Origin of the sequence: Brevibacterium otitidis, assembly GCF_042429315.1 — a bacterium.
Taxonomy (GTDB): Bacteria; Actinomycetota; Actinomycetes; order Actinomycetales; family Brevibacteriaceae; genus Brevibacterium; species Brevibacterium otitidis.
Genome location: NZ_JBHMAU010000066.1, coordinates 140,912 through 159,538, shown reverse-complemented (window position 1 = coordinate 159,538; position 18,627 = coordinate 140,912). Strand labels below are relative to the sequence as shown.

The window sequence follows — 18,627 nt, the reverse complement described above, 5'->3', positions numbered from 1 at the left end:
TCGCATCCGCACTTGCGTCCGGCCGGCGTGTCACAGACTCTGTGGACGCCCGCTGCCATCCACACCGGCGGCCATCTGCCGCCGGTGACGAATACAGCATTCCTACCGTGTGCGCATGGCCCCATCTCCGGACGACCGGCTGGCCGATATGCTCTCCCGGTCCAAGCAGCACGGCTGGACGCCCCGGCGCAGCTCTGCTGCCGAGCACCGGCGCGATCCGCGCGGCGGCGCTGGGCTCGGATTCTCTGCAGAGGAAGATGAGTCGCCGGACGCGGAGCTCGACGCATCCGATGACCTCGACGAGGATGAGGACGCGGAGATCCTCGCTCTGCTGCCGGGCAATCGGCCCATCCCGCGGCGCTGGATCCTCCTCGCCGTCCTCATCCTCACTGCTGCCGGCATCGGCGGCTTCATGCTGCTGCGCGGACCGGGCACAGACGACAGAGCCTCCCGGCCGCTCGAAGCAGTCGATGGCGCTGCTGATCCACAGGCACCTCATGCGACCGACGCGGCGCCGGTGCAGGTCAGCGCTGATGCCGAGGACGTCACTGCCCATGTCGTCGGGGCTGTCGCCGAGCCGGGAGTCGTGCGCCTTCGACCCGGGGCCCGGGTCGTCGATGCGATCGATGCCGCCGGTGGGCTGAGCGACGATGCGGAACCGGCCGGCGTCAATCTCGCACGCACGGTGGAGGACGGTGAGCAGATCGTCGTACCGGATCGCAGCAGCGCCGCCGGTGCAGTCGGCCAAGCGCCGGCAGGTCCGCCCGGCACCGATCCCGGCACGGGCACCGCCCCCGGTGCTGGAGGACAGTCCGGCAGTGGGCCGGGGCAGCAGGGCCCAGGCCAAGTCAACATCAACCAGGCGGGCGCACCGGAGCTGGAGACACTGCCGGGCGTCGGCCCAGCCACTGCCCAGGCGATCATCACCCACCGGCAGGAGCACGGACCCTTCGCCAGCGTTGAGGATCTGGTCCTCGTCCACGGCATCGGCGATGCCACCCTGGCACGGCTGCGCGAGCACATCACCGTCGGATGACTACCGACACCTCCGCCAGCGGTCAGGCTGAGCCCCGCAGAACACCCAGCTCTGTGCCGGAGGGCACGGCACCGTGCTGGGGTGTGTGGGTCTCGACGCTGCTGCTGCACCGGGCCGGCCTGCACCGCCTCATCGTCACCGCAGCGGCCGCATGGATCGCGGCCTCCGGCGTGTTCACCGCCCGCAGTGTGCTCATCACCGGCGGGCTGCTCGCCACCGCCAGCGCCGCCATCCTCCTGACTGTGCGGTTCAAGCAGAGCAGCGGCCGGCAGCTGGCCGGCTGGATCCTCAGCGCCGTGCTGCTGGCGGCCGCTGTCGCCGCACTCATCGGCGCTGCCCGCATCGTCCAGCCCACTGAGACGACCCTCTACAGCGGACCTGCTCTCATTGCCGCAGAATCGCAGGCCACCGCCACCGGCAGCTACCGCACAGAGATCCTCACCGACTACGGTCCGGCATCAGCGCTGAGCCAGCAGCCCCTGCCCACTGCCGGCAGCCACACCATCGTGCGAGCCGAGCTGCATCCCAGCGGCGCGGAGACCGTCGCCTTCATCCGCGGCACACCCCAGATCCGCTCCCGTCCCGCACCGATCTGGCAGCTGCGCGCCCATCTGCGGCACATGCTGGCCACCGCCTCGGGAACGGCCCACGACGGCGGACGACTGCTGCCCGGGCTCGTCATCGGGGACGTCTCCCAGATCGGCGACGACCTGAGCGAGGCGATGCGGACAGTGTCGCTCAGCCACGTCACCGCGGTCTCCGGAGCGAACATCACCATCGTGTCTCTGGCGGTGCTGTGGGCGACGGGATTCGCACTCCGCGGCCGCTTCAGCCGCATCATCGTGGCAGTCATCGTCACCGCGGGATATGTCTTCATCGTCGGGCCCGAACCTTCGGTCACCCGGGCGGCCGGCATGGGGCTCGTCGGGGCGCTCGCGATGTTGCGCGGCACCCGCACGGCCAGCCTGGCGCTGCTGGCGGCCGGCATCATCGCCGTGCTCATCTACCGCCCCGGGCTGTCCACCTCGGTGGGCTTCCATCTGTCCGTCAGTGCCACCGCAGCGCTCATCATCCTCGGCCGGCCCGTCACTGAGCTGCTGACAGCCTGGCGGCTGCCGCGCTTCCTCGCTGCTGCCCTCGCTGTGCCCTTGAGCGCACAAGCCGGTGTGACCCCGGTGCTCATCAGCATCGACAGCACGCTTTCGGCCTGGTCGGTGCCCGCCAACGCCCTGGCTGCTCCGGCCGTCGCCCCCGCGACGCTGCTCGGCATGGTCGTGCTCGCCTGTGGACTGCTGCCCTTTGGGGAGGTGATTGCGGCGGTTCTCGCCGCACCGGCGAACTGGTGCGCCTGGTGGATCGCTGCGGTGGCGCGCGTGTGCGCAGCGCTGCCGGCCTCTGAGCTGCCGTGGCCTGTCGGGCTCCTCGGTATCAGCCTCAGCTGCGTCGTCATCGCAGGGCTGTGCCTGCTCGTCATCGAACACCGCCGCGCACGCCGCTTCGGCGCCGGCATCATCGCCGCGGCCATGCTCGCCGGTCTGCTGATCCCCGGCATCCGCACCCCGGTGAGTGCCGACTGGCGGGTGATGTTCTGCGATGTCGGCCAGGGCAGTGCCACCCTTATCAGCCTGCCCGGCGATGATGTCCTCGTCATCGACACCGGTGAGGACGATTCGCACATCGACATCTGTCTCGACCGGACCGGCGACCGGCGGGTGCATCTTATGATCTCCCATTTCGATGTTGACCACTACGGCGGCTATGCCGGCACCGCAGAAGGGCGCGAGGTCGCTGCGGTGTACTTTCCGGCCGCAGCCGCCGAAGACCCTGGCCTGGCGGAGATCGCCCGCGACCTGCCGGATGCCGAGCAGATTCCGGTCAGTGCGGGCCAGCAGTATCAGTTCGGCACCATCCGCTGGACGATCCTGTGGCCGCTGCCCACCGCCACTGCCCACGAGGCACAGCGCGACAGCAATGCCGTCTCCCTCGTCGTCCATGCGGATCTCGGGGAATTCAGCGTCCTCATCCCCGGCGATGTCGGCGCCGAAGCGCAGCGGCAACTGGCCGCTGCGACTCCGCCGGTCGATGTGCTCGCAGCACCCCATCACGGCTCCGGCGACATCGATGAGGCGTTCTTCCACGCCGCGCGACCGCGCCTGGGTATTGTCTCCGTCGGGGCCGACAACACCTACGGCCATCCGACAACACGGGCGCTGGCGGCTTTCGGGGCGAGCCCGGTCCTGCGCACCGATGAGTGCGCCACCATCGTCATCGACGTCGACCGTCAGGTGACCTCAGGGTGTCAGAGCTTCGTACTAGGGTAGAGGCGTGGCAGCGAAGAAGAAGACCCTCATCCCGTACCATCGGGCCAAACCGGCTCCGGTCGTCGTGATCTCCGGGCCCGAGGCGGTGCTCATCCGCAAAGCCCAGGACCGGATCGTCGTTGCCTGCCAGAAGTCCGCAGAGCTGGAGACCACCCACCTCGACGCGGCAGCCTATGAGGCCGGCTCCCTTGACCTGGCCGCCGGCGCCAGCCTGTTCTCCGAACGCAAACTCGTCATCGTCGACAGCGTGGCGCAGATGAACGACGCCTTCCTCGCCGATGCGCTCGCCTATGTCGCCGACGTCAACGACGACGCCGTGCTCGTCCTCAAACACTCCGGCGGCAACCGCGGGTCGAAGCTGCTGACAGCCATCGACAAGGCAGGCTACCCGCGCATCGACGCGCAGGCGATCAAGAACGACGGCGACAAGCAGGCCTTCGCCCAACAGCAGTTCGCCGCTGCGAAGCGGGAGATCACCGCCGGTGCACTGTCTGCGCTCATGGACGCCCTCGGCTCGGATCTCTCGGAGCTCAACGCCGGCATCGAACAGCTGCTGGCCGACACGCAGGGCACGATCACCGATGCGACCGTCGACGCCTACTACGGCGGTCGGGTGGAGGCCACCGGATTCAAAGTCGCCGATGCGGCGATCGCCGGCCGCACTGCCGAGGCCCTGACGCTGCTGCGGCATGCCCTGGCCACCGGCACCGACCCGGTGCCGCTCGTCGCAGCGATCGCGATGAAGGTGCGCAATATGGCCCGCGTCGAAGGCATCTCCGGCAGCTCCCAGCAGCTGGCGGCAGAACTCCGCATGGCGCCCTGGCAGGTCGACCGAGCGCGCCGGGAGATGCGCGCCTGGAACGATGTGGCGCTCGGGCGGGTGCTCATCGAAGTCGCCGAAGCCGACTATGCCGTCAAAGGCGGCGGCCGCGACCCGGTCTATGCACTCGAACGTCTCGTGACCTTCATCTGCCAGCAGTCCCGCGTCCGCTGAACCGGTCTGCACACCGGCACCGCCACCGCGCTCGCACACGAATGAGGGCCGGAGATCCAGCAGGATCTCCGGCCCTCAGCCAGTGCGGTCAGCGCATCAGAGCGCGTTGACCTGCTTGGCAAGCTTCGACTTGCGGTTGGCGGCGTTGTTGCGGTGCAGCACACCCTTCGACACAGCCTTGTCCAGTTTGCGGGAAGCCACCCGGAAAGCAGACTGCGCTTCTTCAGCGTTGCCTGCCTCAACCTGCTCACGCACGGCACGCACAGCTTTGCGCACCTCGGTGCGGACGATGCGGTTGCGCAGGCGGGCCTTCTCGTTCGTCAGGTTCCGCTTGATCTGAGACTTGATGTTTGCCAAATCCAACACTCTTTCGTGTTCGTCACTGTTCATGGTCGTGAGGGCTACTCACAGCTCGCTGCAGCACTGCGGGGAAACACAGGTGCTGCCAGAGCGGAGAGTGTACATTCACCCGACCACTGGTGAGACACACACCAACGGTGAACATACAGCGAACGACTTTACACGAATCCTAGGCGTTTCGCACTTCGTCGACGACACGGGAGAACAGCGTCATCGGCATGATCGCGCCCTCCCGGCGCACCGCACCGTCTTGGATCCGTACGACGCGATCGATTCGGATCTCCGAGGGGCGCCGCTGCTCATCCCAATCGCCGGTGCCGACGTTGATGTAGCGGGCATGCTCGGTCTCGTGCACCTCGCCGACCGAACCGGGGATATTGTCCTTGCTCGTGAGCATGAGCCCGAGCAGCCACGGCCCCTCCCGGCCGATGATGAGCACCGGCCGGTCCTTGCCTCGGGAATGGTCTTCTTCATAGGGCACCCAGGCCCACACGATCTCACCGGGGTCGGCATCGCCGTCAAGGTCCGGGGCGTACAGCGGGCGGATCGGACCGGTGTAATCGCCGGGATACCCGCCGGAGGGCCGATGCGGAAAGCCCTGCTTGGGCCGGGAGCGCGATGCTTTGGCTGCCGGGCCGTAATCGCCGCGGGGATCCTTCTTCTCCTTGCGCTTCCGGGCCCGAGGCGGCTGCTGGCGATCCTCGACGCGCTGGTCGGTGCGCCCGGAGTCGCGGTACTCCTGAAGCACTTTCGCCGGTTCCTTGCCGCCGATGACATCGCCGATCGCCTGCTGGGTACGCGGGTCAGCGAGCTTGCGGCTGATGAAGCCGACGCCGTCGCGCACACCGCGGTTGACGGCCCGCCGGGCCAGAGATCTGAGATCCATACCCCCAGCCTAACGAATCAGCCTGCTGAGGATTCCACACTCCGGTCGGCGCTGGCGGTGTCAGCGGCGTCGGAGTAGGACAGCAGCGCCTGCAGCGGGAAGTGATCCGAAGGGTACTGCACGCCCCGGCCGAAGGTGTTGACACCGGTCGCACACGTGCGCAGCCTGGCCGTGTGCAGGATCCAGTCCATATGCTGCCCATCGCGCTGCGGGCCGCGGTAGTGGTGGAAGGTGTTGATCTCACACGTCTCCGAAGGACACGCTGCGACAGCATCGGTCAGCAGCCCGGTGTCCATGAACCGTCGGTAGACCTTCCGGTCCTTATAGGCGTTGAAGTCTCCGAGCAGCACCGCTTCAGAGTCTGCATCGGCTGCGCGGATCGCCTCAAGGATGAGGTCGGCCGAATGCAGCTGGGCGTCCTCCGAGCGGTGGTCGAGGTGGACGTTGACGAAGCGCACCCGGCGGCGGGTCTGCCTGTCGATCGCATCGGCGATCGTCATGGTGCGCGGATGCCGCGCTCCCCAGGACCGGCTGCCGGGCACACGCGGCCGCTCGGAAAGCCACGACACCTCCTGATGGGTGATCTCCAGCCGGCGGGAGTCGTAGATGACGGCCGTGAACTCGCCGGCATCACCGCCCTCGCGGCCCTCACCCAGCCACTCGTAGTGCTCCGGCAGCGCGTCGATGAGCTCGGTGAGCTGCCGCAGCACCCCTTCCTGCGTGCCGATGAGATGCGGGCGCTCCTGCCGGATGACTGCAGCCGCCTGCGGCAGGCGTCGCCGCCAGGGCTGCCCGTCGAGTGCCGGATAGCGGAGGTTGAACGACATCACCGAGAGCTGCTGCGGGTCCTGCGGGCGGATGAGCATGCTCACAGTCTACGGAGCCGGGCCGGACACCTGCTGCGGCGCCGCACCGCGGGCGCCGGGTGAGTTCTGCGTCGGGGTGCCGCGGACGTCGGGTGAGTTCGGCGCGGGGCCCGCGGTCATGGAACAATGGAGTTTCGCTTGTACACGAAAGGGACGTCGACGTTCATGGCACCTCAGGTCAGTGATGACGCCGCAGCACGCATCCAGGTTGCGGCGACCCCGCAGGAGCTCATCCGCAACTTCTGCATCATTGCCCATATCGACCACGGCAAATCGACACTGGCGGACCGGATGCTGCAGATCACCGGAGTCGTGCAGCCGCGCGATATGCGCGCCCAGTACCTCGACCGGATGGACATCGAACGCGAACGCGGCATCACCATCAAATCCCAGGCCGTGCGCATGCCGTGGGAGGTTGACGGCGAACCGTACGCCCTCAACATGATCGACACCCCGGGGCACGTGGACTTCACCTATGAGGTCTCCCGCTCGCTGGCCGCCTGCGAAGGCGCGCTGCTGCTCGTCGACGCCGCCCAGGGCATCGAGGCCCAGACGCTGGCGAACCTGTATCTGGCGATGGAGCACGATCTCACGATCATCCCGGTGCTCAACAAGATCGACCTGCCGGCCGCACAGCCGGACAAGTACGCCGACGAGCTCGCCGGGCTCATCGGCTGCGAGCCCGAGGACTGCCTGCTCGTCTCCGGCAAGACCGGTGAGGGCGTCGAAGAGGTCCTCGACCACATCATCACCGATATCCCCGCCCCCTCCGGCAATCCGGACGGCCCGGCCCGGGCGATGATCTTCGACTCCGTCTATGACACCTATCGCGGCGTCGTCACCTACGTCCGCGTCGTCGACGGCAGCCTGCGCCCGCGCGACAAGATCGAGATGATCTCCACCCACGCCACCCACGAGCTGCTGGAGATCGGCGTTTCCGCCCCGGAGCCCAAACCCTCCAACGGCCTCGGCGCCGGAGAGGTCGGCTATCTCATCACCGGCGTCAAAGACGTCCGGCAGTCCCGCGTCGGCGACACCGTCACCACCGCCCACAACGCTGCCGAGGACCCGCTCGCCGGATACCAGGATCCCAAGCCGATGGTGTTCTCCGGACTGTTCCCCATCGACGGCTCCCAGTATCCGGATCTGCGTGAGGCGCTCGACAAGCTCAAGCTCAACGATGCTGCGCTCACCTACGAGCCGGAGACCTCGGCGGCGCTCGGCTTCGGCTTCCGCTGCGGGTTCCTCGGCCTGCTGCACTTGGAGATCGTGCGTGAGCGTCTGGAGCGCGAGTTCGACCTCGATCTCATCTCGACCGCCCCGTCGGTGGTCTACCAGGTGCGGATGGAGGACGGCAGCGAACACACCGTCACCAACCCCTCGGAGTACCCCGAGGGCAAGATCGCCGAAGTCCACGAGCCGATGGTCCGCGCCACGGTGCTGACGCCGAGCGAGTTCGTCGGCGCGGTCATGGAGCTGTGCCAGTCCAAGCGCGGCCAGATGAAGGGCATGGACTACCTCTCGGAGGACCGAGTCGAGCTGCGCTACCGGATCCCGCTCGGCGAGATCGTCTTCGACTTCTTCGACCAGCTCAAGTCCCGCACGAAGGGCTACGCCTCTCTCGACTATGAGCCCGACGGCGAGCAGGCCGCCAACCTCGTCAAGGTCGACATCCTGCTCCACGGCGACACCGTCGACGCCTTCTCCGCCATCGTCCACCGCGATGAGGCCTACAGCTACGGCGTCAAGATGGCCTCGAAGCTCAAGGACCTCATTCCGCGTCAGCAGTTCGAGGTGCCGGTCCAGGCCGCGATCGGCTCCCGGATCATCGCCCGCGAGACGATCCGCGCCATCCGCAAGGACGTGCTGTCGAAGTGCTACGGCGGCGACATCAGCCGCAAGCGCAAACTGCTGGAGAAGCAGAAGGAAGGCAAGAAGCGGATGAAGATGGTCGGCACCGTCGAGGTGCCGCAGGAGGCCTTCATCGCTGCGCTGTCCTCTGACACCGAAAGCGCGAAGAAGAACTGATATGCCCGCCCAGCCTGCCGGCGAACCGGCGCCGCTGGACGGCAGCCTTCCCGCCAGTGCGGCCCTTGGCGCGGCCGGCCGAGGTCTGAGCCTCTACATCCACGTCCCGTACTGCAGGGTGCGCTGCGGGTACTGCGACTTCAACACCTACACCGCAGAGGAGCTCGGCCCCGGCGCTTCGCGCAGCGACTACCGGCCGATGCTGGCAGCCGAACTCGACTTCGTCGCCGGCGCGCTGCGCCGGGCCGGCTTCCCCGACCGGGAGGTCTCGACGGTGTTCTTCGGCGGCGGCACCCCGACGCTGCTCGACGCCGAGGTGCTGGCTGGGGTGCTCGATGATGTGCGCGGGCGCTTCCCGCTCGCCGCGCATGCGGAGGTCACCACCGAGGCGAACCCGGACACGCTGAGCCCGCAGTATCTGGCGACGCTTGCTGCTGCCGGCTTCACGCGGGTGTCGCTGGGCATGCAGTCGGCCGTCCCCGAGGTGCTGGCCACCTTGGACCGCACCCACGACGCCGCACGCATCCCGCAGGTCGTCGCGTGGGTCAAGGACGCCGGTCTGCAGGTGAGCCTCGACCTCATCTACGGCACACCGGGGGAGAGCCTGACCGATTGGCGGACGTCCGTGGAGCAGGCGATCGCGTGCGCTCCCGATCACCTCTCGGCCTATTCGCTCATCATCGAAGACGGCACCAAGATGGCCGCTCAGATCCGCCGCGGACAGCTGCCGATGCCCTCAGACGACGATGCCGCCGACAAATACGAACTCGCCGATGAGCTGCTGAGCAGCGCCGGCTATCAGTGGTACGAAGTGAGCAACTTCTCAACCGGGCCGGACACCCGGTGCCGGCACAATCTCGCCTACTGGCGCGGCGCTGACTGGTGGGGATTCGGGCCGGGAGCCCACTCCCACCTCGGCGGCGTGCGGATGTGGAATGCCAAGCATCCCCGGGCGTGGGCCGACAGGCTCAACGCCGGTCACTCTCCGCTCATCGGCCGGGAGATCCTCGACCCCGAGGTGCAGGAGCTGGAGCGGATCATGCTCACCGCCCGACTGCGCGATGAGCTCAGCATCGCCAGCCTGCCGGCAGCAGTGCAGGCGGAGGCGGCGGAGTTCGCACGCCTCGGGATGCTCGACCCGGTGTCCTTTGAGCAGGGGCTGTTCAGTCCGACGCTGCACGGCCGGCTGCTGTGCGATCTCATGGTCCGCCGCATGACCGAGGCGCGGTGATGAGCATCAGACCGGTGCGCGGCTGACCCTGCGGTGTGCTGCGGAGAATCCAGCAGGCAAGCACTGAGGCCGGCCCCATGGGACCGGCCTCAGTGCTGTGTGCGGAGCGGGAGAGCTGCGACGAGCAGGTGCAGTGTTCAGCTCACTTGACCATGTTGATGGTGAGCGGGGCGCGGTAGCCTTCGCCGTTGCTGCCGCGCACCGCAGCGATGATTTCGAAGACCGTGAGCATGATGCCCGGTGCGACGAGCAGGATGAAGAGGAAGCCGCCGATGCCGAACGTCACGATCGTGATGATGGTGAGGACGACTGTCAGCGCCAGGATGTAGATGAGGTAGGACAGGCTGGCGTTGAGCAGCTGTCGGGCATGCTCGCGGACGAAGGCGCTGCGATCTTTGTAGACGATGAACAGGATGAGCGGCATGACGAAGCCGATGAGCAGCGAGCCGATGCCGTTCCACATCGCCATCTGCCGCTCTTCGGCATCGGCGTGCCAGTAGCCGGCCGAACCCTGCTGGTAGGCGCCTTCCGGGTGGTGCGCTGTCAGCGGCACACCGGCGAGGGTCGAACCGCCCAGCGGCTGACCGTTCGGGGCGGTGGCACCCGGCTGCTGGCCGTAGGCTCCACCCGTTGGCTGCTGGTAGCCGCCGGCCTGCTGGTAGCCGCCCTGCTGCTGACCGTAGGCACCGGCGCCCGGCTGCTGGGAGCCGCCGGACTGTGGGCCCTGGGGCTGGGAGCCGTAGGATTGTGGGGCCGGTCCGCCAGGCTGCGATCCGTAACCGCCCTGGGGATGGTAGTCGGAGCTCATGGCCTTCCTTTCGTTGACGTCATCAGAGATCCACGGTAGTCGATCGAGGAACAGTGCGCCGCCGCTCAGTGGTGCAGTTCTGGCACACCGGAAGTGCGCGTAGCGGCCACCGGACGGCGAACAGTTGCGGCAACATTCTGCCACACAAGCGAAAGAACCCGTCAGCGGCCGTAGAGATGGTCGACGGTGACGAAGTCGATGAGCTCCTCGACGCGCCCCGACAGCGCCGCCTCGACATCACCGATCGTCGTGACGGAGCCGAGGATCCGCTTCCAACCCAGCGCGATGTCGCGCTGATCGCGGGCCGGCCAGCCGATGCGCCGCAGCGTGCCGGTCTTGAAGTCCTCACTGCGCGGCACCTGCGGCCAGGCGCTGATGCCCACGACCGCCGGGCGCACCGCCTGCCAGATGTCGATATAGGGATGGCCGATGATGTGCACGACCCCGGCGAAGCGCGGATCGGCGAGCACCTCCTCGGCGATGCGTGACTCCTTCGTGCCGGCGACCAGATGGTCGGCGAGCACCCCGACACGATGCTGCCGGTCCGGACCGAACTCCGCGAGCTTCTCCGCCAGCACATCGAGGCCGCCGAGCGGTTCGACGACGACACCCTCCGCGCGCAGATCGTCGCCCCAGATCTTCTCCACCAGCTCGGCATCGTGTCTGCCTTCGACCCAGATGCGGGAGCCGCGCGCCACGCGGGCACGCTGCTGGGGACGGGCCACCGAACCCGAGGCGGTGCGCGCCGGGGCAGCCGGGCGCACAGCCTGGGGACGGGTGATGGTCACCGGCTTGCCGTCGACCCAGAAGCCGGGGCCCAGCGGCGCGATCTTCGTGCGGCCGTGCCGGTCCTCCAAGCGCATGACGTAGCCGGCGGTGGTCTTCTCCACCCCGGTGATCGCCCCGACATAGCCGGACTCGACGTCTTCGACGACGAGGCCGCGCTGGGCAGGGACTTCGACTGAACGCGGGCGGCGGTGGGAACGCGGCGATGAGCCGGCGAGCACATCGGCGCCGTAGGGATCGGAATAGTTCACACCCCAAGGGTAGGGGCACAGCTCGGGCGTGCCCGTGTTTGGGCAGAACATCGGCGAGGCGTACACTTGATTGGCACTCTGCTTATCCGAGTGCCAGTCGCTGCAGGGGGCTCGCGCTGTGTGCGGGCCCGGTGACAGCGCTAGACGGTGACAGCGGACGAGACTGCGAGGAGGTGAGGAGCGGTGAACGACGACCGCCGGACGCGCGTGCTGCGCGCCATCGTCGAAGACTATGTCGCCACGAATGAGCCGGTCGGCTCGAAAGCCCTCGTCGAGCGCCACCAGCTCGGCGTCTCCTCGGCCACCATCCGCAACGATATGGCCGTCCTCGAAAGCGAAGGCCTCATCGCACAGCCGCACACCTCGGCCGGGCGCGTGCCCACCGACAAGGGCTACCGCCGCTTCGTCGACCGGATCGACGAAGTCAAACCGCTCTCCGCTGCTGAGAAGCGGGCGATCGCACGCGTCCTCGAAGAGCCCCTCGACATCGACGAGATGCTCGAGCGCACCGTGCGGCTGCTCGCCCGGCTGACCCAGCAGGTCGCCGTCATTCAGTACCCGATCGCCCGGCAGACCCGGGTGCGCCACATCGAGCTCGTCTCGATCGCCGCCCCCCGCCTGCTCGTCGTGCTCATCAGCGACGCCGGCCAGGTCGAACAGCGCCTCATCGACGTCGGCAGCGAGCTGAGCGAGGCCGAGGTCGCCGGGCTGCGCGACCGCTTCATGTCGGTGCTCCACCAGGTGCGCATGGATGCCGTCGCGGCAGCCTGCGAACGCATCGAGCTGCCGCTGGAGCATCAGCGCGCCGGCCGCGCAGTGGCCGCGGCGCTGGCCGATCTGAGCCAGGTGGGCCGCCAGGATCGCCTGCTCATGGCCGGCACCGCCAACCTCGCCCGCTCGGCCCGTGAGCTCGGCGCGCACATCGGCCCGCTGCTCGAAGCCTTCGAGGAGCAGGTGGTGCTGCTCAAGCTGCTCACCTCGATCGCCGCAGAGACCGACGAGGTCAGCGTGCGGATCGGCAGCGAGAACACCGTCGAGTCCTTCTCCTCCACCTCGGTGGTGGCGACCAGCTACGGCGCCGAGGACTCCGCAGCCAGCCTCGCCGTGCTCGGCCCCACCCGGATGGACTATCCGACGACGATGGCTGCGGTGAGAGCCGTGGCGAAGTACGTCTCGGTCATCCTCAACGACTGACCTGCCCAACGACTGACCTGCCCGCAGACCCACGAACCGACAACCGATCCGCGAATCGCCTCATCGATCAAAGGACGAACGTGACCAATCACTATGAAACGCTCGGCGTGTCCAAGGATGCTTCGACGGCCGAGATCAAGAAGGCCTACCGCAAGCTGGCGCGCTCACTCCACCCGGACGTCAACCCGGGGCGCGAAGACGAGTTCAAGCAGGTCGCGGTCGCCTATGAGGTGCTCTCCGATCCGGAGAAGCGCCGCAACTACGACCTCGGCGGCTCCGAATACGGCCAGGGCTTCGGCGGCGCGAACTTCGGCGGGGTCTCCGATCTGTTCGAGACCTTCTTCGGCGGCGGCATGGGCGGCGGGCCGCAGCGGCCGGCCTCGCGCAAGCGCCGCGGCAAGGACGCGCTCATCGGCATCGAGATCGACCTGGAGACCGCGGCCTTCGGCGGCACAGAGGACATCGACATCGCCACCGCCGAGGTGTGCGACACCTGTGACGGCGAGGGCACCCGGCCCGGCACCTCGGTCGAGACCTGCTCACTGTGCCACGGCACCGGCTCGATCCAGCAGATGACTCGCACGCTGCTCGGGCAGATGGTGACGAACCAGACCTGCAACAACTGCGGCGGCTACGGCACCCGCATCACCGACCCATGCACCTCCTGCCACGGAGACGGCCGGATCCGCGTCGAACGCACCCTGAGCTTCAAGGTGCCCGCCGGCGTGACCACCGGCACCCGCATCCAGCTGCCCGGCCGCGGCGAGGTGGGACCCGGCGGCGGACCGGCCGGCGACCTGTTCATCGAGGTCACCGTGCGCGAGCACCCCTCCTTCGAACGCGACGGAGATCATCTGCGCTGCACGATCGAAGTGCCGATGACGGCGGCCGCCCTCGGCGCGACCGTGTCCCTCGACACCTTCGACGGCAGCCGCGACATCAGCATCGAAGCCGGCACCCAGTCCGGCACCACCCAGAAGCTGTCCGGGCTCGGCGCACAGCGGCTGCGCCACAGCAGCCGCGGCGACCTCATCATCACGATCAACGTCGCCACCCCGAGGAAGCTCGACGCCAAGCAGGCGGAGCTGCTCGAAGAGCTCGCCCGCCTGCGCGATGAGACCCAGCCGGAGGCGACGGTCGGCAAGGGCACAGAGCGCAGCGCCTTCCGCCGCTTCCGCGAGCGGTTCGCCGGCCGATGACCCTGCCGGTCTTCATCGACGCCGGTCTCGCCCATCGGGGTGAGGCCGGCGAGCTGCTGGCCCCGGAGGCGATCGCCCACCATGCGGTGACTGTGCGCCGCATGCAGGCCGGCGAACAGCTGCAGCTCAGCGACGGCAGTGGCCTGCGCATCACCGGCACGATCAGCCGCGCCGACCGCTCAGAGCTGCGCATCGACATCACCGCAGTCGAGGTCGAGGAGCGCCCCAGCCCGCAGCTCGTGCTCGTCCAAGCGCTGGCGAAGTCCGGCCGCGACCTGGCCGCCGTCGAAGCAGCCGTCGAGGTCGGCGTCGACGCCGTCATCCCTTGGGAAGCACAGCGGTCCATCGTCCGCTGGCCGGCAGCCAAAGCCGGCAAATCGCTCGCCAAATGGCAGCACACCTCGGCGGCGGCAGCAGAACAGGCCAGGCGGGCCTTCGTCCCGGCTGTGGGCGAGCTGGTCCGCGGCACCGATCTGGCTCACGTGCTGGGACCGAACGACGCGGCCTTCGTGCTGCACGAGGCCGCCAGCCAGCCGCTGACGGAACGGCTGCAGGCCCTGCAAGCGAAGCTCTCGGCGGATCCAGCCGGCTGCGCGCGGATCGTGCTCATCGTCGGCCCCGAAGGCGGCATCGCCGAGGCGGAGATCGCCGCGCTGCGTGCGGCAGGAGCCCAGACTGCGGTGCTCGGCGCCACCGTGCTGCGCGCCTCGACAGCCGGCCCGGTGGCACTCGGCCTGTGCCAGGCCGCGCTGGGCCGCTGGTGAGCCCGGCGGCCGAACCGGCGAGGCGCTAGAGTTGCCCATAAGAGCCCACGTGCCACGAGAACACCGAAACTGAGAACGAGAACTGAGAAGAGGACCCGCGCTGGAGGCCCAGAACACGTCGGAACCGGCTGAGAACCTCAGCCCCGCTCAGCAGGCGCACACCCGCGTGCACCTGACGATCCCAGAGAACATCGACCCTGTTGCGCTGTTCGGCCCGGCCGAAGCGAATCTGCGCACCCTGGAGGAGCTCGCACCGGACGTCGACATCCACTGCCGGCAGCACGAGATGACGCTGTCCGGTCCCGAGGCGGCAGTCGGTGCGCTCGTGACGACGATCGGGGAGCTGAAGAAGCTCGTCGCCGGCGGCCAGCTCATCGATCCCGATGCGGTGCGCCGCGTCCACACGATGGAGCCTGAGGCCGGCAGCGCAGCCCAGGTGCTGAGCGAGAACATCCTGTCCTCGCGCGGGCGCACCGTGCGGCCCAAGACCTACGGTCAGCACCAGTACGTGTCCGCGATCCGCTCGCACACCATCACCTTCGGCCTCGGCCCCGCCGGCACCGGCAAGACCTATCTGGCGATGGCGATGGCTGTCAATGCGCTGCAGAACAAAGCCGTCTCCCGCATCATCCTTACCCGGCCGGCCGTCGAGGCAGGGGAGAACCTCGGGTTCCTGCCCGGCACGCTCGACGAGAAGATCGACCCCTATGTGCGGCCCCTCTACGATGCGCTGCATGACATGATCGAACCGGACCGGATCAGGATGCTGCTCGACTCCGGCACCATTGAGGTCGCCCCGCTGGCCTATATGCGTGGACGCACCCTCAACGACTCGTTCATCATCCTCGACGAAGCGCAGAACACGACATTCGAGCAGATGAAGATGTTCCTCACGAGGCTGGGCTTCGGCTCCCGGATGGTCGTCACCGGCGATACCAGTCAGGTCGACCTGCCCGGCGCGACCCGCAGCGGCCTCGTGCTCGCCCAGGACATCCTCGGCCATGTCGATGACATCCGGTTCTGCCGGCTGACGAGCAAGGACGTCGTCCGCCACGACCTGGTGTCGGCGATCGTCGACGCCTATGATCTGTGGTCCGGCCGCGAAGCCGCGGGCGCCGGACGGAAGGGACGCTGAGATGACCATCGAGATCGGCAACGAGACCCCCGCCCAGATCGACCTGCCCGAGGTCGTCGCCCTGGCTGAGCATGTCCTTGACCGCATGCACATCAGCCCCGCTGCCGAGGTGGGCATCCGGTTCATCGACGAAGCGGCGATGACCGAGCTGCACCAGCGGTGGATGAGCCTCGACGGTCCCACCGATGTCATGTCCTTTCCGATGGACGAGCTCAAACCGGGCCACGACGAGGACGGCGTGCTCGGCGATATCGTCATCTGCCCAGCCGTCGCCGCCGAGCAGGCCAGCGCAGCCGGGCACTCCCTCAGCGATGAGATTCTGCTGCTGACCGCTCACGGTCTGCTGCACCTCATGGGCTACGACCACCATGAGCCGGAGGAGAAGGAGGAGATGTTCGGGCTGCAGCGCCACCTGCTGCTGACCTGGTTCGCCGAACGGGAGCCCGGACGCACCACCATCCCTGAACCGACCGAGGACTGACAGCGTGCCGATCCTCGCCTTCATGCTCTCAGGGCTGCTGTGCATCGCCTTCGCAGCTGTGCTCGCTGCCGCGGATTCGGCGATCTCGAACGTGTCGCATCATGAGATCGCCCACGCCGCCGAATCCGGCACCCGGGGCGGTGGCACAGCCGCGGCGATCCTCGCGGATCTGCCGACGCACATCAACGTGCTCACCTTCGTCAGGCAGTTCTTCGAATCCCTGGCCACCGTGTTCGTTGCAGTCGGCTACTACCACGTCTTCGGCATCAGCTGGCAGCTCATCTTCGCCTCGGTCATCACCGCCTCGATCGCCGTGTTCGTCGTCGCCGGAGTGTCCCCGCGCACCATCGGCCGGCGCCGCTCCCTGCAGGTGACCCTGCTGACCGGGTGGCTCGTCGTCGGCCTGCGCCAGGCGCTCGGCCCGGTTGCGCGGATCCTCGTGTGGCTGGGCAATATGCTCACCCCGGAGAAGGTGTTCCGCGACGGCCCGTTCGTTACCGAAGGCCAGCTGCGCGATCTTGTTGAGCGCGCCTCCGCCGTCGACGTCATCGAAGACGAAGAGCGCGACATGATCGAGTCGGTCTTCAACCTCGCCGACACCCGCGTGTACAAGGTGATGGTCCCGCGCACCGACATCGTCGCGATCGACGCCGCACAGCCGCTGGCCAAGGCGATGGCGCTGTTCCTGCGTTCGGGCTTCTCCCGCGTGCCGGTCATCGACGACGACCTCGACGATGTGCGCGGCATCGTCTACCTCAAGGACGTCGCCCGCCGCCTCCACCTGCACCCGGAGGACGCCGAGGCACCGGTCGCCGAACACTGCCGACCGGTGGTCTTCGTCCCGGAGACCAAACCGGTCGACGAGCTCATGCGCGAGATGCAGCTGGCGAGCAACCACGTGGCGATGGCTGTCGACGAATACGGCGGCACCGCCGGCCTCATCACGATGGAGGACATCGTCGAGGAGATCGTCGGCGAGATCGAAGATGAGTACGATGCAGCAGAGGACGACATCGTCGAAACCGAGCCGGGGGAGTACCTGGTGAGCACCCGCACCCAGATCGACGATCTGGCGGAGTTCTTCGACACCCGCATCGAGGACGAGGACGTCACCACGGTCGGCGGCCTGCTGGCCAAGGAGATCGACCGCGTGCCGATCGCCGGCGCCCATGCCACGATCTCCGGACTGTACATCGAAGCGATGCCCGGACAGGGCCGCCGCCACCGCATCACCCATGTGCGGGTGCGGCGGGAACGAGAGACAGAGGACGTATGACAGAGCTGTTCCGCACCGATCTGCCCGAAGGCTACCGGGCCGGCTTCGCCTGCCTCGTCGGCCGGCCGAACACCGGCAAGTCCACGCTGACGAATGCGCTGGTCGGCACCAAAATCGCCATCACCTCGGCGAAGCCCCAGACCACCCGGCACACGATCCGCGGGATCGTCCACCGTGACGACCACCAGCTCGTACTCGTCGACACGCCGGGCCTGCACCGGCCCCGCACACTCCTCGGCTCCCGTCTCAACGACCTCGTCGCGGCGACCCTGAGCGAAGTCGATGTCATCGGCTTCTGCCTGCCTGCCGATGAGCGGGTCGGCCCCGGCGACCGCTATATCGCCGAACAGCTCCAGCTCGTCTCCGAGCGCACCCCGGTCGTGGCGATTGTCACGAAGACCGACCTCGTCGACCGGCAGCACCTGACCGAGGCGCTCATCGCCGTCGAGCAGCTCGGCGACTTCGCCGACATCGTCCCGGTCTCCGCGCAGGACGGATTCCAGGTCGACACCGTCGATGCGGTGCTCGCCGGCCACCTGCCGGAGTCCCCGCCGCTGTACCCGGACGGGGAGGTCACCGACGAGCCGGAATCCGTGCTCGTCGCCGAGCTTGTGCGCGAGGCGGCGCTGGAGGGCGTGCGCGATGAGCTGCCGCACTCCCTGGCCGTGCAGGTGGAGGAGATGGGCCCGCGCGAGGGCCGGCCGGAGGACAAGCCGCTGTGGGATGTGCGGGTCAACCTCTTCGTCGAGCGGCCCAGCCAGAAGGCGATCATCATCGGCCGCCGCGGTTCCCGCCTCAAGGAGATCGGCACGACGGCGCGGAAGAACATCCAGGCGATCCTCGGCACCCCGATCTACCTCGATCTGCACGTCAAGGTCGCCAAGGACTGGCAGCGCGATCCCAAGCAGCTCGGCCGGCTCGGCTTCGACTTCTCCTGATACGTCTCCTGACGGCGGGGCTCCGTCTGCTCCCGGCAGGCGCATGTCCTCATAGCGGCAGGGCGCGCGGGGG

General features: G+C 68.0%; 17 protein-coding genes. 12 read left to right on the top strand and 5 right to left on the bottom strand.

The window, feature by feature from the left end; translation table 11 throughout:
• Window positions 1-115: 115 nt before the first annotated feature.
• Genes ACFFN1_RS10540 through holA form a run of 3 tightly spaced genes read left to right on the top strand, consistent with a single transcriptional unit; the run spans window position 116 to window position 4,351 of the window.
• Window positions 116-1,036 carry a ComEA family DNA-binding protein gene (locus ACFFN1_RS10540; protein ID WP_376840684.1) on the top strand — a complete coding sequence of 307 codons (921 nt, stop codon included), beginning with the start codon at window positions 116-118 and terminating at the stop codon, window positions 1,034-1,036.
• Window positions 1,033-3,357 carry a ComEC/Rec2 family competence protein gene (locus ACFFN1_RS10535; RefSeq protein WP_376840683.1) on the top strand — a complete coding sequence of 775 codons (2,325 nt, stop codon included), beginning with the start codon at window positions 1,033-1,035 and terminating at the stop codon, window positions 3,355-3,357. The genes ACFFN1_RS10540 and ACFFN1_RS10535 overlap by 4 nt, the downstream gene beginning before the upstream one ends.
• 4 nt (window positions 3,358-3,361) lie before the next feature.
• Window positions 3,362-4,351: a DNA polymerase III subunit delta gene (gene holA / locus ACFFN1_RS10530; RefSeq protein ID WP_376840682.1), complete on the top strand. Its 990-nt coding sequence runs from the start codon at window positions 3,362-3,364 to the stop codon at window positions 4,349-4,351.
• 96 nt (window positions 4,352-4,447) lie between these two features.
• On the opposite strand, the gene rpsT is transcribed toward holA, so the two are convergent.
• The 3 genes from rpsT to ACFFN1_RS10515 all read right to left on the bottom strand — a co-directional run bounded on the left by rpsT (window position 4,448) and on the right by ACFFN1_RS10515 (window position 6,463).
• The gene (gene rpsT, locus ACFFN1_RS10525; protein WP_376840709.1) at window positions 4,448-4,708 is read right to left on the bottom strand and encodes a 30S ribosomal protein S20; all 261 of its coding nucleotides are present in this window, start codon (window positions 4,706-4,708) and stop codon (window positions 4,448-4,450) included.
• Window positions 4,709-4,880: 172 nt separating this feature from the next.
• The gene (locus tag ACFFN1_RS10520; RefSeq protein WP_376840681.1) at window positions 4,881-5,597 is read right to left on the bottom strand and encodes a type II toxin-antitoxin system PemK/MazF family toxin; all 717 of its coding nucleotides are present in this window, start codon (window positions 5,595-5,597) and stop codon (window positions 4,881-4,883) included.
• Between the two features lie 17 nt (window positions 5,598-5,614).
• Window positions 5,615-6,463 (bottom strand): endonuclease/exonuclease/phosphatase family protein, encoded by an 849-nt coding sequence (locus ACFFN1_RS10515; protein WP_376840680.1) that lies wholly within the window; start codon window positions 6,461-6,463, stop codon window positions 5,615-5,617.
• 165 nt (window positions 6,464-6,628) lie between these two features.
• On the opposite strand from ACFFN1_RS10515, the gene lepA reads away from it, so the two are divergent.
• Window positions 6,629-8,491 carry a translation elongation factor 4 gene (gene lepA, locus ACFFN1_RS10510; RefSeq protein WP_376840708.1) on the top strand — a complete coding sequence of 621 codons (1,863 nt, stop codon included), beginning with the start codon at window positions 6,629-6,631 and terminating at the stop codon, window positions 8,489-8,491.
• A gap of 1 nt (window position 8,492) precedes the next feature.
• On the top strand, window positions 8,493-9,722 hold the full coding sequence (gene hemW / locus ACFFN1_RS10505) for a radical SAM family heme chaperone HemW (RefSeq protein WP_376840679.1): 1,230 nt from the start codon (window positions 8,493-8,495) through the stop codon (window positions 9,720-9,722).
• 142 nt (window positions 9,723-9,864) lie between these two features.
• Here the strand turns inward: hemW and ACFFN1_RS10500 are convergent, their stop codons facing one another.
• Both ACFFN1_RS10500 and ACFFN1_RS10495 read right to left on the bottom strand, forming a co-directional pair.
• Window positions 9,865-10,530 (bottom strand): DUF4870 domain-containing protein, encoded by a 666-nt coding sequence (locus ACFFN1_RS10500; protein WP_376840678.1) that lies wholly within the window; start codon window positions 10,528-10,530, stop codon window positions 9,865-9,867.
• Between the two features lie 161 nt (window positions 10,531-10,691).
• The gene (locus ACFFN1_RS10495) at window positions 10,692-11,567 is read right to left on the bottom strand and encodes a DUF3097 domain-containing protein (RefSeq protein WP_376840677.1); all 876 of its coding nucleotides are present in this window, start codon (window positions 11,565-11,567) and stop codon (window positions 10,692-10,694) included.
• Window positions 11,568-11,750: 183 nt separating this feature from the next.
• Here ACFFN1_RS10495 and hrcA point away from each other — a divergent pair, with 183 nt between their 5' ends.
• The 7 genes from hrcA (at window position 11,751) to era (ending at window position 18,554) form a co-directional block, all read left to right on the top strand.
• A complete protein-coding gene (gene hrcA, locus ACFFN1_RS10490) occupies window positions 11,751-12,761 on the top strand; it encodes a heat-inducible transcriptional repressor HrcA (protein ID WP_376840676.1) in 1,011 nt (336 codons plus the stop codon).
• An 80-nt stretch (window positions 12,762-12,841) separates the two neighbouring features.
• Window positions 12,842-13,960: a molecular chaperone DnaJ gene (dnaJ, locus tag ACFFN1_RS10485; RefSeq protein WP_376840675.1), complete on the top strand. Its 1,119-nt coding sequence runs from the start codon at window positions 12,842-12,844 to the stop codon at window positions 13,958-13,960.
• Window positions 13,957-14,724 (top strand): 16S rRNA (uracil(1498)-N(3))-methyltransferase, encoded by a 768-nt coding sequence (locus tag ACFFN1_RS10480; protein WP_376840674.1) that lies wholly within the window; start codon window positions 13,957-13,959, stop codon window positions 14,722-14,724. The genes dnaJ and ACFFN1_RS10480 overlap by 4 nt, the downstream gene beginning before the upstream one ends.
• Before the next feature lie 166 nt (window positions 14,725-14,890).
• Window positions 14,891-15,859, top strand: a complete 969-nt coding sequence (locus tag ACFFN1_RS10475) for a PhoH family protein (protein ID WP_376840673.1) — start codon at window positions 14,891-14,893, stop codon at window positions 15,857-15,859.
• Between the two features lies 1 nt (window position 15,860).
• Window positions 15,861-16,340, top strand: a complete 480-nt coding sequence (gene ybeY / locus ACFFN1_RS10470) for an rRNA maturation RNase YbeY (protein WP_376840672.1) — start codon at window positions 15,861-15,863, stop codon at window positions 16,338-16,340.
• 4 nt (window positions 16,341-16,344) lie between these two features.
• The gene (locus tag ACFFN1_RS10465; RefSeq protein ID WP_376840671.1) at window positions 16,345-17,616 is read left to right on the top strand and encodes a hemolysin family protein; all 1,272 of its coding nucleotides are present in this window, start codon (window positions 16,345-16,347) and stop codon (window positions 17,614-17,616) included.
• A complete protein-coding gene (gene era / locus ACFFN1_RS10460) occupies window positions 17,613-18,554 on the top strand; it encodes a GTPase Era (RefSeq protein ID WP_376840670.1) in 942 nt (313 codons plus the stop codon). The genes ACFFN1_RS10465 and era overlap by 4 nt, the downstream gene beginning before the upstream one ends.
• Window positions 18,555-18,627 lie beyond the last annotated feature (73 nt).

Coding starts and splice junctions, on each gene's coding strand:
- lepA (WP_376840708.1), top strand. CDS start 6,629: ATGGCACCTCAGGTCAGTGATGACGCCGCAGCACGCATCCAGGTTGCG.
- era (WP_376840670.1), top strand. CDS start 17,613: ATGACAGAGCTGTTCCGCACCGATCTGCCCGAAGGCTACCGGGCCGGC.
- ACFFN1_RS10520 (WP_376840681.1), bottom strand. CDS start 5,597: ATGGATCTCAGATCTCTGGCCCGGCGGGCCGTCAACCGCGGTGTGCGC.
- ACFFN1_RS10480 (WP_376840674.1), top strand. CDS start 13,957: ATGACCCTGCCGGTCTTCATCGACGCCGGTCTCGCCCATCGGGGTGAG.
- ACFFN1_RS10535 (WP_376840683.1), top strand. CDS start 1,033: ATGACTACCGACACCTCCGCCAGCGGTCAGGCTGAGCCCCGCAGAACA.
- ACFFN1_RS10515 (WP_376840680.1), bottom strand. CDS start 6,463: ATGCTCATCCGCCCGCAGGACCCGCAGCAGCTCTCGGTGATGTCGTTC.
- ybeY (WP_376840672.1), top strand. CDS start 15,861: ATGACCATCGAGATCGGCAACGAGACCCCCGCCCAGATCGACCTGCCC.
- ACFFN1_RS10540 (WP_376840684.1), top strand. CDS start 116: ATGGCCCCATCTCCGGACGACCGGCTGGCCGATATGCTCTCCCGGTCC.
- ACFFN1_RS10500 (WP_376840678.1), bottom strand. CDS start 10,530: ATGAGCTCCGACTACCATCCCCAGGGCGGTTACGGATCGCAGCCTGGC.
- hemW (WP_376840679.1), top strand. CDS start 8,493: ATGCCCGCCCAGCCTGCCGGCGAACCGGCGCCGCTGGACGGCAGCCTT.